Source organism: Nocardiopsis sp. NPDC050513 (genome assembly GCF_044457925.1).
Taxonomy (GTDB): domain Bacteria; phylum Actinomycetota; class Actinomycetes; order Streptosporangiales; family Streptosporangiaceae; genus Nocardiopsis.
On the sequence record NZ_JBITHK010000004.1, the window covers coordinates 485993 to 502065 of the forward strand.

A 16073-nucleotide genomic window follows, 5' to 3' on the forward strand; every position below is an offset into this window, starting at 1 on the left:
GCCCGTTCGGCCAGCTGAACGTGCGCGGGACCGCCCCGGCGAAGTCCGTCGGGCGCGGGACGGCGAGGTTGGCGTACGGGGGCCGGAGAGGAGTGGCGACCGCGGGGGCGGCGGTCGCGTTCGCCGGGGTCGTTCCCGTGGCGGTGGGGGTCGTTCCCGTGCCGGCGGGAGTGGACGTGGTGTTCGCGGGCGCGGTGGTCGTGCCCGTGTCGGCCGGGGTGGTTGTGGCGGCTCCAGGGTTCGCGCTGGTGTCCCCGGTGGTGGTCTTCGTGTCCGCCGCGGTGGTGCCGCCGTCTGCGGCGGTCCCGGCGTCCCCGGGCGCCGTCGTCGGGTCGGCCGGTGTGGTCGTGGCGTCCGAGGAGGCGGAGTCCGTCGACTCGGTCTTGGGGACGGAGGGCGGTTCGCCGTTGAGGATGCGGGCGTCCTCGTCGGTGAGGATCTCGATCGTGTCGCCCTGGAACCGGTAGACCCGCGGGTCGCCGTCGAACCGGACGTAGAAGTTGCGCTGGACGTCGTAGGCGCTCGAGTCGTTGCCGCCCATGGTCGCCCAGTTCGTGGTCCCCGAACGAGACAGGGAGTCCTGCACGTTCGACCGCAGGCGCAGCGTGTACTCGATGTTCGGCATGTCGATCCGGGCACCCCACACGCCCGGCACGTCGGCCTCGGCTCCCAGGCCCGCGCTGACCGCCATGCCGATGGTGTTCGTGTTCGTCCGACCCGTCGTCGCGCCCTGGTCGGACACGTTGACCTTGATGTTGTCCGAGGTCTTGGGCGTGTGGCCGTGGCGGGTGTAGTCGGTGGGCACGGACCACATGGTCATGACCCGTTTGTTGCCGTCGATGTCGACGAGGCTGAACGGGACGGGGCCGTTGGTCATGCGCGGAAGCCGGTTGCGCATGGCGCCGTCCGAGAACTCCTCCTCGACCTTGTGGTGGATCGCCGCGGTTCGTTCGGGGCGCTTGTCCAGGAACGACGGAGTGAGCTTGCGGAGCGTCTTGTCGAGGGTCTTCGGCGGCGTGTCGACGTGCATGAGGTAGTCGGTGAGCCATTGGTCGAAGGACCTGTTCCGACCGGAGCCGACCTCGCGGATGCCGTTGACCTTGATCGGATGCCCCTGTCCCGCACGCGGATCCAGTGGTCTGCGACCGTCGGACCCGTCCCCCGTGGGGGCGAACGGGTCGCGCAGGCGGATGGTCTCGGGCCCCTCGCTGGTGGTGACGCCGTTGGGCACGGCGATCGTCAGTCCGTTCTCCGCCTTCGCGGTCGACGGCGCCGTCGCGCCCCCGGTGGCGCCGTCGCCCACGGGGGTGATCCGGATCGACATGTCCACGTCGGCGACGTAGAGCTCGGGCTTGCCCTTGAGCTCGTAGGCGGACCCCGTGTCGCTGACGTGGGAGGTCTCCTGGGTGGTGGACCGCACGCGGGACCCGCCGAAGACCCGCCCGGAGATCCGCGGACCCGCGCTGTTGCCGTCGATGACGCCGACGTACAGGGGGCTTGCGGTCACCCCCACCGAGAGCGGCTTGTCGCCTCCGTGCAGTCCGCCCAGCTCGGTGGCGACCGTCTCGCCCGCGACGTCGACGTACTTCCCCTTGGAGGTTCCGGCCTCGTCCCTCTGGGTCGTCGGTACGTGGTAGAAGTCGCCGGTCGTCGGGCTCAGGGACAGTTGCGTCCGCCAGGTACGCCCGTTGTCCCCGGTGACCGTGAAGGTGTGTCCGCCCTGCCGGAAGAAGACCCGCGTGTCCCGGTTGATCTGCTCGTCCACCTGCCGCCGCAGCTCGTCGCGGGCGGTGTCGTCCAGTCCGTTCCGCGGGTCGGCGGACTGGGCGTCGACGAACGCCGGGAGGTTCTCCGCCACGATCAGGTCGGTCGACAGCACACTGGCGTCCAGCAGGTAGCCGAGGCGGTGCGCCGTTCCCGATCTGAGCGGTACGAGCGACCCCTGGTAGGTGGTCGGTGCGGCCGTGGGCCGCGGCGGGGTGGTGCCGGGGTCGGTCGGCGCGGCGGTGGCGCCCCGGGTGCCGTCCCGATGGGCCGACGGGGCGGGTGTGGCCTGAGCACCGGTCGTGGTGGAGTTCGGGTCCGGTGGTGCCGGGGTGGTGTCCGGGCCCTGACCCTGGGGTGCCGGGGGAGTGGCGCCGGTGCCGTTCGTGCTCGACTGGACCGGATCGGGCACGAAGGCGGACATGACGGTCAGGTCGCCGGCGAACGGGTTCCCGGGCGCGCCCTCGGTCGTCGTGACCGTGGTGGCCGGGAGTCCTCCCTCGGAGTCGCGCGGGGCGCTGCGCCAGTCGGCGGTCGGTGTCCATCCGTCCGGCACGACCTCGGCCTCGACCACCCAGTGGTCGTTGTCGTACAACTCGTCGCGGACCCGGCGCACATCGTGGATCACGAAGCTGGCCCCGCGCCGCAACACCACATCCGGACCCTCACCCCAACGCGCCCCCGACGAACCCGAGGTGTTCAACGCCGGGTAGCCCTGGGGCACCCGGACCACCACATCGACAGGATTGCGGTGGTCCAACGGCGGAACAGCCGCGGTCGCGGCCACGAACCCCGGATCGGTGAACATCCGACCGACCAGACCACGCATCGACTCCGGATCGGACAGCGACACCCCCAACCGGTCGGCGAACCCCCCGTCGGGGCGGTGATGGACAACGACCGGCTCGGACACCGCCGACCGACCGATCAACGCGTCCAGCGTCTCCACGGTCCCGCGGGCACGGTCCACGACATCCTCGGGCAGGGGACGGCCGCGCAGCGCGTCGTCGACCCGCGCCGCACCGCCCGGAGCGGTGAAACCGTTGACGACCAATGCTTCGTCACCCGACAGAACCACCGGCGGAACGACCCGCGGCACGTCCGCCGGACCGTCCAAGGCCCGACCCTCACGCATCCCCCGCGGCTCCACACCCCCACCCCACACGGGAGGCGGCGCCCACTCAGCGGTCACACCCCGACCGCCCGCGCCGTCCGGGGCACCGGTGGACGTGACCGCCGTGTCCGGAAACGGCAACTGAAGCAGACCATTGGGATCGAAGAGCCGCTTGGTGTCCAGGTCGTAGGACTCGCTGACGCCCTTGGGATCCAGGCCGGGCAGCCAGGGCGGCCTCTTGCCCAGGCCGAGCACGTTCAGGTCGGACCGCGCTCCGGCCGCGGCGTCGGAGGGAGCGGTGCCGTCCGTGTCGCCGAGCGGCCAGTCGACGTCGTCGGTGTCCCGCGCCTCGGGGGGCGGCGGGGCGCCCTGCCCGGCGCCGTCACGGAAACCGCCGCCGGTGCCGTGACCACGCCCACGACCGCGACCCGCGGTGGAGGCATCGCCCCGCCCGTCGTTCTGGTCGCCGACGGCGGAGTCGGTGGACCCCGTGGTCGGGGTCACACCCTGGGCTGGTGAGATGAACACGGGCATGGCGGTGATGTCGCCCGACGTACTGGGGCCGATGCCGGGGTCGTCGTCATCCTGCCCGGTCGAGGGGTTCAGCAGACGCTCGACGTCGTTCTCCAGCCGCGCGGCGTCGTGTCGCGCGGTCGCGGCCTGCTCTTCGAGCCGGTCCACCCGCTGCTGGTTGGTGGCGATCGCGGTGCGGGCGCCGCTGGCGGTCGCCCGGAAGTCCGCGATGCCCTGCCGCGTCCTCGCCAGCTCCCGGTTCAGATCGTTCAGCCGCCCGTGGGCACGGGTGACGCTCTCCCTCGCCCGGACCAGTTCGTGCTCGCGGGCGGTGAGCTCGGTCCGGGCCGACCTGGCTTTCCCGGCGGCCTCGTCGGCGTCCGCCGCCGCCTTGTCCACCTCCCGCTGGGACAGCCTGTCGGCGTCCCGCTCCGCGCTGTCCCGTGTGCGTTCCGCCTCCTCAGCCGCCTCCTGGAGGGACTCCGCGTCCCTCGTGTGGGACGTGACCCGTGCTCCGGCGCTGGCCTCGTGGCCTCGAGCGGTGTCGAGGGCCTCCCTGCTGCCGTGGAGCTCGGTGAGGAGTTCGGAGAGCTCCTGGTCGGTGGAGCCCGTGGTCTGCTCGGCCGCGGTGTCGGCGGTCGCGGGGGCGGTGCTCGGCCCGGCGGTCGCGGGGTCGGCGGCCCCCACCTCTCCGGGAGGAACCTCCTGGCCTGTGTCCTGGCTGGCGTCGCCCAACCGCTGGATCCGCTCGTTGAGGTCGCGGATCCTCTGCTCGAGCGCGGTGGTCTCGCGCTGTCGTGCGGCGAGGGCCTCTTGGGACGCGGTGAGCTTGGCGGCGGCGCCGTCGGCCTTGCCGCGGGCCTTGGCCGCCTCGGTCCGGGCCTTCTCGGCCGCCTCCTGCAGTCTGCCGCGCTCGGCCTTGAGCTGTGCGGCGTGTTCGCCCGCGGTCCGCGCGTTCGTCTCAGCCGTCTGGGCGGCCTCGCGCGCGGACTCGACCGTGCGGGTGAGTGCGTTCCGGGTGTCGACGGCGGCGTCCAGGTCCCGCTGGGCATCCGGAATCGACTCCTCGCTCAGGTACCGGACGTGGCCCTCCAGCCGCCCGGCGTTCGTCTCGGCGGTGTCGACCCGGTTCTGGAGCCCCTGATTCTGCTCCTTGAGCTCTCGAACCTGCCCCGTGAGCCTGTCGGCGTGGTCGCGCAGGCTCTGGGCCTCGTTCGACAGGCGATCGATCTCGGCGAGGCGCCGGCGGGTCGCGTCGTCCGGCGGCGGCGTGCCGTCCCGTGGGGAAGTCGGCTCCAGGTTCAGGTTCGAGCGGAGGGTGTCGAGGAGGCTCGTGTCACCCCGGGCAGCCGTGTCCGGGGGCGTGACCGCCGTGTCGGATCCGGTGCCGGTCGGACGCGGGCCGAGCTCGCTCTGGTCCTGGTCGCTCGCCCTCCCCTTGCCCTTCGGGTCCAGGGTGGTGCCGGATTCGCCGGACACGACGATGGTCGGGACGGGGCGGGGCGCGCTCCGGTCCTGGTCGGTCGCCCGGCCCTTGCCCTTGCCCCTGGGGTCGGGGAACGCCATGTCACCGGGGTTCTCGACGACCTGCCTCGTGTTCCTGAGCGTCGTCGTCCAGGTGTCGATGGCGTCGTTGAAGTCCTTCAGGGCCTGGTTGAAGGCGGTCTGCTGCACGTCGTAGCGCTGCCGGGCCGCGTTGCGGTCCGGGCCGTTGACGACGTCGTCGGCGAGCTGTGCCATCGGGCGGCGCGCGTCGGTGTAGGTCTTCTCGGCCTCGGCGAAGTTCTGCCGCGCCTCGTGCAACGCGTTCAACGTCGGCCGGAGCTGGTCGGCCTGGGCACGGGTGATGATGCCCATCTTGATCGCGTCGGACTCGGACACCCACCCGGAGAGCCGGATGGTCGTGTCCCCGAGCTGCCAGCGCGTGGGCCTGCTCAACGAGGGTCCGGTGCCGCCGGCGCCCGTCAGGGCGTCGAGCCGGGGAAGCTTCGAGGCGGCGCCGATGGCCCACCTGGTGTCGAACTCGACCAGGTAGGCGGGCCCCAGGCGGAGACGGTCCGACTGCGGGTAGCGCTTGACCGGCCGGTCGGATCCCTGGCTGGAGCCCGTCGTGCGCGCCGAGCTGTACGGGGTGCCGCCGGTGTAGATGCCCTCGTGCTTGGGGTACTCGTTCGGGGCCGTGGTGGTCAACCCCATGGGGCGTACCGGGTCCGTGCTGCCCCCGGTGGTGGAGGACTCGCCGCGGCTGTGGCCGTCGCCACCCCTGTCGGTGAGGTTGTCGCTGATCCTGACACCGGGGACCGCGTCCAGGATCTTGGGGTCGGACATGTCCGGCAGAGCCTTGACACTCCAGTCGGTGCGACCGATGGACAGCAGCCGAACCCCGTCGTCATAGCGCGAGGCACCCGGGTAGAGGCCCTGGACGGCGAGGTCGTCCAGGGCGCGGTCGATCGCGTTGGAGCGCGAGTCGAGCTTGAGTTCCTCGGAGACGTGGGAGCGGGCGCTGTTGATCGCCTCCGGGGTGTAGGCGCCGTCACGCACCGCGTCGACCGGTGGTGTCCACCCCAGCGACTTGGCGAGGACGACGGCGGCGGTGTCGCGGATCGCCTGACCGTGGTCCTGCGCCGCGATCGGGAGGAAGACGATGTCGTCCGTCGCCGGGATGCTGTCGGGGGAGGTGTCGCGCGTGTTCGTCGCCCAGGTGCGCATCATGTCGTTGAGCGATGCGAACGACGTGTTCACCGGGTGCTCGGGCGCGGGGTCGGCCCCGTCGTCCGGGGGCTGGCCATCGTGGTTCCGGGTCCCCTGCGGCTGACCGTCCTGGGGCCGGGTCTCCTGGGACCGGCTGCCCTGGGCCTGGGTGCCCCGCGTGTCCGTCCCGTCGGTGTCCGTGCTGGCTGCCGGGGGCTGGACGAAGGTCAGATAGGGGAACTGGTACAGGGTCTCGATCTCACCACCGTTGCCGTGCCCGGTGAACGTGGTGCGCGGCGCACCACCGGAGGTGCCGGAGACGGGCTTGGAGAGCTCCAGGGTGAGAGCGAGGCGGGTGTCCTGGGTGATCTTGGCGTACGGATGCTGCATCTGTATCTCGACCGTACGGGTCGGAGCGTCCGAGACGCTGTTGTTCGTGCTCTCACTCCAGCTCTTGTTCAGGCCGGTGTTGGGCGCGAGGAACAGCGGTCGACTGCCGGGCTGCTCGTCCGGTCCGCTCTCGTCCTGACCGTAGGGCAACGGCGCCAGCGCTGTGCCCTCCACGCCCAACGCGCTCGAAGTGCCGTGGCTCTCGCTTCTCCCACTGGTGTCGGTCCACGTCCGCGACTCGATGTAGTCCGCCGCGAACGAGACGAACTGCGTGCGCGTCGAGAAGGCCCGCAGGTCCACGTACACCTTGGCCTCGGTGGACGTCTTCACCGTGCCCGCGATCGGGCGCACCTGGACCGGGACCGGCACCGACTTCGCCGGGTTGTTGCCCAGTTGGGTGGTCAGGGTGTGCAGGAGGTGCTCGCGGCTGTCGCCGGTCAGCTCCAGGCCTTCGCGTCCCAGGTCGTCCACCAGGCGTTGGATCGCCTCGTTGGGGTCGGCCGGACGCATCTGGCGGCCGGTGTTCTCGAAGCCCGGACGCACCACCAGGTCCGCGGGCTTCTTCGGATGGGGTTGGAACCCGAGGCTGGTCTGGCTGAGGGTGCCGTCGACCGCGTCGTAGACCAGGTTCGCCGCGTGGGCGTCGTGGGCGTGCACATACCCCGAGACCAGGTTGTCCACCTGTACCTGCCAGCCGCGGAAGCTGGTGTTCCACGGAATGGTCGGTCCGATGCTCCAGTTCTTCTTGAACTCGACGGCCTGCGTGATGTCACCGGACCCGCGGAACGCGTAGGACCACGCGACCTGCGGGATGAACAGCACGGACGAGGAGAAACCGTGTGACCGGGTGGTGGAGTCGGACACGCTGCGGGGCGTGAAGCCGAACGAGGGGCCGCCGATGGGGATGGGACGGACCGCCTCGCTGGGCAGGGAGCCGTCCTCGGCCGCGGGGTTGGGGTTGTCGGTGCCGCCCGCGCCGAAGCGTCCGGTCAGGCTCGTGGACGTGAAGTCGTGGGTGGACAGGCTGATCTGGGCCCCGCTGTTCCACCAGATCTGCGCGTCCACGGGGAAGAAGACGGTGATCGAGTCGACGTTGACGAGGGTGGCGACGGTCGCTCGGATGTCGTGCGGGGAGAAGAACCCGCCGCTCATGTCCTGCCGGGTACGCGCTCCGGACGGCGAGGTGGCGCTGGTGTCGGTGGCGAGGCTCTGTCCCGACAGCCGGTTCTCGAACAGGAACCGGGACGCGGGCTTCTGGGTGAGGAAGTTCTGGAGCTTCCGGGTGAAGTCGGGGGGCAGGCCGTCGGGGTCGGCGCCGAAGGAACTGTAGGTCTGCGCGACCAGACCCATCCGCTCCGGACCGCTCCCGAGGTCGGTGTTGACGAACTCGATGGTGCCGTGCTTGAGGATGATCTCGGCGCGGTGCTGCGACAGTTCCCTTTGTGGTCCGGACGCACCGTCCGACGCGCGCGGCAGCAGGGCCACCGGATGGTTGGGAACGAAGCCGCGTTGGACGATGTCCCGTGCCCGGTCGGCGGTGAGCGGTGTCGGTGCCGGGTTCACGGCCCGTGGCGGAGCGGACGTGCTGGCCTGGGCGGGCGCGGACGTCGATGGGGTGGCGGGTGCGGGAGTCGAGGTCGTCGCCGGTGCCGGCGTGGAGGTGGTGGCCGGGGCGGGTGTGGAGGTGGTGGCCGGAGCGGGTGTGGAGGTGGTGGCCGGGGCGGGCGCCGGGGTCACGCTCGGCGGCGACGACACCTTGGGTGTGGTCACGGTGGTCAGGGCACTCAGGCCGTCGTCGCCGAGAAGCGGGATGCCGCGCTGGCGGAGCGGGGTGCCGTCAGGGACCTGCCCGAGGTCGTCGTGCTCGTACAGGCGGGCGTCGAACCTGGTCTCGGTGGTCCACACGTCGCTGCCACCGGAGAACATCACCCGGTCCTCGGCGGAGTGGGTGAGGCTCTGCCCGATGCCGCGGCCGCTCCCGCGCGCGAGGGTGCCCGAGACGTTGGGCGTGACCATCGTCGCCGGGACACCGCGCGCGTCGGGATTGCTGTCGTCACGGATGTTGGCGCCCACGGTCAGGGTGAACGCGTGTGTGTTCGACCGGTTCAGATCGGTGCTGATCCCGGCCGATCCGGCGAGCCGCGTACCGGAGCTCGCCTCGGATTCCGTCACGTGGCGCAGGGCTCCGAAGTCGGCGGTGACGCGCACGGTCACGAAGTCGGGGCGTGTCAACTCCTCGAGCCTGGCCATGGAGGGCGGGTCGATGGAGGCGGTCTCGGTGAGGTGGACGGTGATGCCGTCAGCGGTGAGGTCGTTGCGGTTGCTCTTGAGGTCGGACTCCGCGACCGCGTCGAGGATCCGCAGGGTGTTCTCGCGCGCGACGTCGTAGTCGCGGCGCAGTCCCCAGTGTTCGCGGAAGGATCGCTCGAAGTAGTCCGCGTTCTCGTTGCCGGGGCGGCGGGCGTAGTCGCGACCCGTGCGCGCCATCTCCGGAATGACCAGGCCGGGGCGTTGCGCGGCGATCGAGGTCAGGATCCGGTGGCCCAGCTCCTGGTGGACCGTGCGACCGTCGGAGTTCGTGGACGTGTTGGGAGCGGGGCCCGCGACGTCGGGGGGCCAGCCGAACTGCCGGATGCTGGCACCGCTCAGGTCGGTGAGCCGGTCGCCTCGCAGGTTCGGGAAGGGCGGAACCTTGGTCTGGGTGCTGCTCCGGCCGTCGGTGTTCCGCACGGGGGTGGTGCTGGTGACGGGCGCGGGGGTCGTGCTCTGGGCGGGTGCGGTGGTCTGGCTGGTGGTGGGGGCCGTGGTGCTGCTCTGGTCCTGGTTCCCGGACGTGCCGGCGGTCGTCGTCGGGCGCTGGCTCGCTGAGTCGGCGAGGTCGCGCAGCGCCTGGGCGTCCTCCAGCGTCAGGACGTCGACGGATCTGCCGCGGAAACGGTGGATCTCGCTCTCGCCCTCGAACTGCACGTAGAAGTCGCGTTCGACATCGTAGGCCGCGTGCTGCGACGAGCCGTGTGTGAAGGGGCTGGAGGTCGCGCTCTGGGTACGGGTGTTCGCGGTGTTGGATCCGTGCGTGAACGCGTACTCGAAGAACGGAACGTCCAAGCGGACGCTGCGGTTGTCGGGCAGATCGATGTGGAGGCCCCACCCGTGGCCGACCGTGCCCGAGAAGCCCTTGCTGCGGTTCACCGACGAGAAGGTGCTCTTGGTGGAGGTGTCGTTGCGCAGCAGTTCCAGCAACGACGGCGAGTCGTCCTTGCGGGTGTAGGACGTGGGCACCGACCACATCGTCATCATCTTCGTGCTGACACCGTCGGGCCCGGTCACGCTGATCGTCGACGGAGTGCTGGTGATCTGGGGCAGATGGTTCTGGATCTGGTCGCGGTGGAAGCCGCGCTCGATCACCCCTCGGAATTCGTCGAGCCGCCTCCGCTGTCGGTCGCGCCCGCCCGGTAGGTGCTCCGACAGCCACTGCGAGACCCTCGTCGTGGGATTGATCAGCAGGTGGTCGGCGATCCACGGCGCCAGATCCGTGTGGGTGGACCCGGTGCCGCCGTCCGTGCCGGCGGTGACCGGGGTGACGTCGCCGACCCTGATGGGGTGACCGGCCCCGGCATGGTTGACGACGGTGCGCGGAGGCTGCCCGGGCACGGGGGTCGGTCCCGCGTGCAGCTGGATGGTCCGGGGCATGTCGGGGTGGGCGACCACCTCACCGGGCAGATTGAGGAACAGGCCGTTGGCGGAGCGACCGCTGAAGGTGCGCGGAGCGGGGGCCGGTCCCGCCCCGTCGGCCGGGGTGCCCGTCGTTGGCGGGGCGGCCGGAGGTGTGAGGGTCAGGGTCATGTCCACGTCGGCGACGTAGAGTTCGGGCGCGTCCAACTGCCAGATCTCGGTGTCGCTGTTGGCGGAGGCGGAGGCGCCGTAACCCGTTCCGCGCACCCGACCGCCGCCCCGCACGCCGAAGGAGAACAGGGGCCCCCACCTGGCCACCCCCCAGTCGGTGACGTACAGGGGGCTGACGGTGAACTTGGCGCCGAACGACTTGTTGCCGCCGCGGGAACCGCTTTCGCTGGCGTTGACGCCGACCCCCGCGGACTGGGTGCGCAGGAGCTTGGTCGGTGTTCCGTCGCCCAGGGGACGGGTCGGGACGTGCCGGAAGTCGCCGTCGGCCGGGGTCAGCGCCAGGGTGGCCGACCACGTCCCACCGGGGCCCTCGACCCGCACTGTGTGGCCGTCGGGCCCGAGGAAAGGGCGAGCGCCTCCGCCCTGGAAGGCCTCCGCGAACGCGTCCATGAACGGCTGGCGGTCGTTGGCGGCCAGGCCGGGCACGGCGCCGAGGCTGTCCCTGACGAACGTACCGGCGTGCTCCGCGCCGGACATGTGCGGGCCGACCAGGTTGGACGCCGTGAGGTAGTCCAGCTGGTAGGTGCGCCCGTCGGGGTCGGGTCGCAGGCTGCCCTCGTACTCGGTCGGGGCCGGTGCGGGCTGGGTCGTTCCGTCGGTCGGGTTCGGCTGGGTCTGGCTGGTGTCCTGGTTGTCTCCCTGGGTGTCGTCCTGGGTGGTCTGTGTGACCAGGGGCGCCTGCTGATCGGTGGTCGTGGTGGGCGGAGCGGGCGGGGTCCGGGTGTCGTCGGACGGCTGGGCGTCGTCCTGGGTGGTCTGCGTGACCAGGGGCGCCTGCTGATCGGTGGTCGTCGGTGCGGCCACCTCGGGGTGCGGGCTCGACTGCTGCCGACTTCCCGGGGAAGCGTCGCGGCTGGTCTGCGGTTGCGGCGTGTTGGCACCGTCACCGCGCGATCCGGAACCGGCGGTCGTGGTCGCGGGCGCCTGTGTGACGGGGGGTGCGGTGTCGTCGGCCGCCGAGTCCTGGGGCGGATCGACCGTGATCTCGGGTACGGCGAAGACCTGGATCTCCTCGGCCGTCCAGGGGAGGGGCGACTGGGGGAGGTCCAGGCCCGACTTGGGGTCGAGGAGGGAGAAGTCGGGGGTGAGGAAGGAGTCCTTGGGGTTGATGAGGTCGAGGATGGACAAGGGGGGTGCGAACGGCGACGGCGCGTCGGTCGCGCGGTCCGTGTCGGGGTAGTCGTAGAGGTCGGGGAGCGACTCGTCGTCGTCCACGACGGAACCCGTGGTGTTCTGGCCGCCCTCGGTGCGAGTGGGATCGTCCGACGCGGCGGGGGCGGTGGTGTCGGAAGAGGCCGGGGTGGCGGAGTCCTGGTCGCCGGTCTGGACCGGCGCCGTCGGGCCGACGTGCGCGGGCTGGGCGGTCCTGACCCCGTCGCCGTCCCCAGCGGGTGTGGTCGCGTCGGAGGTTTCCTGGTCGCCGCCCGCGGGCGCGGACTCCCCGGCCGGGGCCGTGTCGGCGGTGAGACCGGAGGAGAAGGACGTGACGTAGGGGTTGTCCTGCGGGGACACGTCCACGGGGCTCGGCACGCCCCCCGTGGCTCCCGCGGTGCCGTCACGGCTCGCCGTGCCGTTCCCTCCCGCGCGAGCGCCCTCACCCCTGTTCCCGGTGCCGTCGCCTCCGCGCGTGCCCGGAGCGCCGCCGTCGGCGGCGGGGGTGTCGGCGGTCGCCCTGGTCTCCGTGTCCGCGTCCGTGCCGAGGGCGGCGTCCCCGCCCCGGCCGTCAGCGTCGTCGCCGTGCTCCGAGTCGCGGCCGCCCCCGGTGGAGGCGGTGTCCGCCGCTCCGTCGTCCTCGCGGTCGCGTCCGTCGCCGCCTCGGCTGTCGGGAGAGCCCTCGTCGCCCGTGTCCGTGTTCCGGTTCCCGCCCGTGTTGCCGGTCTCACCGGTCTCACCGGTCTCGGTCGTGACGGGGCCCGGCGTACTGCCGTCCGACTCCTGGGAGGAGGTCGTCGGCGGAGCCGTGAGCGGCGGCGGCAGGTTCGGGCCGCCGCGCACCGCGTCGATGCCCGCGACGGAGGCGTCCGTGACCACCGTCTGCGTCGTGGCCTGGCTGGCGCCCGCGCTGGCGGAGAACCCGGAGGCCTTCCACCCGCCTTCGAGGGCCGCGTTGGACACGCCCTCGCCGACGTACCCCTCCAGCGCCCCCGTGGCCGCGCCCAGTCCCAGGTTCTGGGCGTAGGCGGCCTTCCCGGTGCGGAGGTCGTTGAGGCCCTTGGAGAGCGTGTCGGGCACCTTGTCGGCGAGGTGGTCCCGGATCGCGGGCGGAAGTGCGTCCCCCAGGGCCTGTCTCAGGTGCATGGACAGGTCGGGGCTGGGCCAGTTCCTGGCGAAGGCGTCCGCGTAGTCGTCGCCCAGCTTCCTCGCGGCGGCCGAGCCCAACTCGTCGCCGAAGTGGCGCTCGAACAGGTCGGCGAAGTCGTTGCGCAGGTTCGCGGCGCTGACGTCGTTGGCCCAGCTGCCGATCCCGGGCACGTCCCCCTGCTTGTAGGGGACGCCGAGTTCGTCGTTGTGCCGTGTGAACACGGACGCCAGATCGTTGTTGAGGCCCGTGCCCGGCGGGGGCAGGGCGTCCGGCTCCGGGTCGGGCCTGGGTCCGGTGACGGGTGGCAGGTCGTCCGGATCCAGCTCCGTCCTGGGGTTGGTGATCGGCGGTGCGTCCTCCGGAACCGGTTCGGTCTTCGGCCTGGTGACCGGAGGAGTGTCCGCGATCGGGTCGGGGACCGGATCCGGTTTCGGGTTGGTGATCGGCGGCGGGTCCGGGAGTCCGTCGAGGTCGAGCAGGTTCTTGTTGATGACCTTGGTGACCTGGCCGCCGAGCAGGATGTCGACGCCGCCCGACAGGGCCGCGGAGACCAACCCCTCGAAGACGGCGCCGATGTGCGCGCCCTTGGTCAGCTCGGGGTCCCACTCGTCGCGCGTGCCCTTGTCGATCTGGATCCGCTGGATGATGCTGTCCATGCTCGCGAAGATCTGCGAGATCACCAGGTGGCTGGGGACGGTGAGCAGGAACCAGGCGAGGATCCGGCGCATGGCCAGGCTGCGGATGGCCTTGAAGATGGGGATCCACTTCAGCGAGGCGCCGAACGTCCAGTAGGCGGAGGCGATCGCCCAGGCGATCTCCACGATCAACTGGATCAGCTGGCCGAGCATCATCATGGCCATGTACTCGGCGTTGGCCTTGGCCTTGCGCAGAAGATCGGACAGCTGGGCCGAGATTTCCCCGACCTTGCCGACGTAGTTGTTTTCCCCGGTGGTGAACTGGGCGACCGATCGGTCGAAGTAGTCCGCGGCCTGACCGGAGAAGTCGGCGCGTACCCTGCGGCGCACCATCTCCAGCAGGTCCATGAGTTCCTGGGTGACGCGGTGCCCGACGGTGTCGTAGAGGTCGGCCAGGGCGCCCAGGCGGGCCGGGCTGGCCGAGGGCAGGACGATCCCGGTGAGCGTCGCGAGAGTGTACCGCCAGCCGTTGCTCATGTCGTGGTCGAACGGCACGCGACGCCACCTCCCCCCGACCGCCGCCCGTGCGCGCAGGCGCGGAACCTCCCGCGCCTGCGGGCCTCTCGATCTCGGCCGACCGGCGAGGCCGGTCCGACAGAACGTAGCACCGGAGCAGCGGATGTGGAAGTGATTGGGAAATAAGTTCTGTTTGCATGTTCTTGTGTGGCATCAGTTGCCCGTGCTCCCGACGCGATGACGCGTGCGCTCGGCCGGGAGACCGAGATCACGCCCTTCGGCCCGCCGCGGCGCCACGAGTGATCGCTCCGGCCCGCCGCCCCGCCGAATGGGCGCCGGCGTCCGAAATCAACGGGAAACCGATTCGAAGCCGGAGCCGGACTCCGCCCCACTCCGGCGATGACCACCGGTTTCGTCACCTGAAATTTCTCTGAAGAGGCGCGCCCCGTACCGTCACGTTCTTCCAAATGCCGTTGGGCCCGCCCCGACATTGCCATCCGGCGGGAAATCGTGGTAGAAATCCCCATCCGTTGACGCGAGGAATCCGGAATTGGCCCACGCGCCGATTCGACGAAAACCCTCGAATAACGATTTCATTACCGACCGAGGAGTGGTGGGAGGCCGACGTGCCCGATGGCACTGGTGACGGGCGTGACTCCGGACGGGAGCGGGACGGAGTGGCCCGCGGGCCGAGCATGGCCGCGGAGGAGGAGCGGATCGCCAAGGCCTCGCTCGCCGAACTCCCCGAGAACGGCACCGTGATCCTCGACGCTGGCAGCGTCACCGAGCGGCTCGCCGCCCATCTTCCCGCTGACCACGACTACACCGTCATCACCAACTCCATCCCGGTGGCGGTGGCGCTCGCCGGCCGCACCGACATCACCGTGCACCTCATGGGCGGCCGTCTGCACCGGCGGGCCGGAGCGACCCTGCCCGGCCCGCGCGAACTGGAGGGGCTCAGCGTGGACGTCGCCTTCGTCGTACCGGGGGGCGTCTCCTTCGACCGCGGCCTGACCAGCTGCGACCCGGCCGAGGGCAGCGGCAAGAAGGCGATCATGGACGTCGCGCGTCGCGTCGTCGCGTTGACCGACCACACCAGGATCGGCGACGACCGCCTGTCCCGGTTCGCCGCGCTCCAGGACGTCGACTGCCTGATCACCGACACCGGGCTGCACGAGGAGGCGGCCGAGCGCCTGCGCGCGCGGGTTCCACGTCTGCTGCGCGTCTGAGGCCGCCCCGTCCCGCCCTCCGACCGTTCCGGGCGCGGACGCGGGATGTGTGTGCCGGGCCGGATCCCACGCTATGCCACATGGAAGCACATCCATATGATTGACTTCCGAGGCAAGTCGCCCCCACGGTTCCACGACTGCCCCAGCGAAACTCAGGTGATCCCACATGTACGCCGAAGAGCGCCAGCGGCTCATCCTCGAGCGTGCGCGTCGGGAGGGGAGGGTGGACGTCGCCACACTCGCCGCCGAGTACGACGTCACCTACGAGACGATCCGACGCGACCTGACGGCTCTGGAGCGACACGGGATCCTGCGCCGCGTGCACGGGGGCGCGATCCCCGTCGAACGGCTCGGCTTCGAGCCCACGCTGACCCAACGCGACACCGTCATGACCAAGGAGAAGGAGCGGATCGCCAGGGCGGCCCTGGCCGAGCTGCCCACGGAGGGCGCCATCCTCCTCGACGCCGGTTCCACCACCGGACGGCTCGCCGAGCAGATCCCCGCGGACCGCGAACTCACGGTCGTCACCAACTCCGCGCCGATCGCGCTGACCCTCCTTCCCCGCGCCAACATCAACCTCATGCTGCTCGGCGGACGGCTGCGCACCCGCACGCAGGCGACCGTCGACGCCTGGGCGCTCCAGGCCCTGGAGGAGACCTACGTCGACGTGGCGTTCATCGCCACGAACGGCGTCTCCGCCGAACGCGGCCTCACCACCCCCGACCCCTCCGAGGCACAGGTCAAGCGTGCGATGATCCGCGCGGCCCGCCGCGCCGTGCTGTTGGCCGACCACACCAAGGTCGGCAACGACCACTTCGCCCGCTTCGCCTCCGTCGAGGAGGTCGACTGCGTCATCACCGACACCGGCCTGGTCGACGGCCTCGCGCAGGAGCTGGCCGCGCTCGGGCCGCGCGTCACCACCGTCTGACCTCCGGGCCGACGGGCGTCTGATCGGGCCGGTCGGTGCGAGCAGGGCCTCGCACACACTCCGCCTCATACATCCCATGATCCGCTGA

General features: G+C 71.2%; 3 protein-coding genes (1 of these 3 cut by a window edge). 2 read left to right on the forward strand and 1 reads right to left on the reverse strand.

What is annotated here, in order from left to right; translation table 11 throughout:
- A protein-coding gene (locus ACIBFB_RS10085; protein ID WP_397228341.1) for an ADP-ribosyltransferase crosses the window boundary here: on the reverse strand, window positions 1-13867 show its 5' portion. The gene continues 16253 nt to the left of window position 1, outside the view; only the first 13867 of its 30120 coding nucleotides appear in the window; its start codon is at window positions 13865-13867; its stop codon lies beyond the left edge, outside the window.
- A 587-nt stretch (window positions 13868-14454) separates the two neighbouring features.
- Between ACIBFB_RS10085 and ACIBFB_RS10090 the strand changes: the two genes are divergently transcribed.
- The gene (locus ACIBFB_RS10090; protein ID WP_397228343.1) at window positions 14455-15057 is read left to right on the forward strand and encodes a DeoR/GlpR family DNA-binding transcription regulator; all 603 of its coding nucleotides are present in this window, start codon (window positions 14455-14457) and stop codon (window positions 15055-15057) included.
- Between the two features lie 166 nt (window positions 15058-15223).
- Entirely contained in the window at window positions 15224-15985 is a 762-nt protein-coding gene (locus ACIBFB_RS10095) for a DeoR/GlpR family DNA-binding transcription regulator (protein ID WP_397228345.1), read from the forward strand.
- The last annotated feature ends 88 nt before the right edge of the window (window positions 15986-16073 follow it).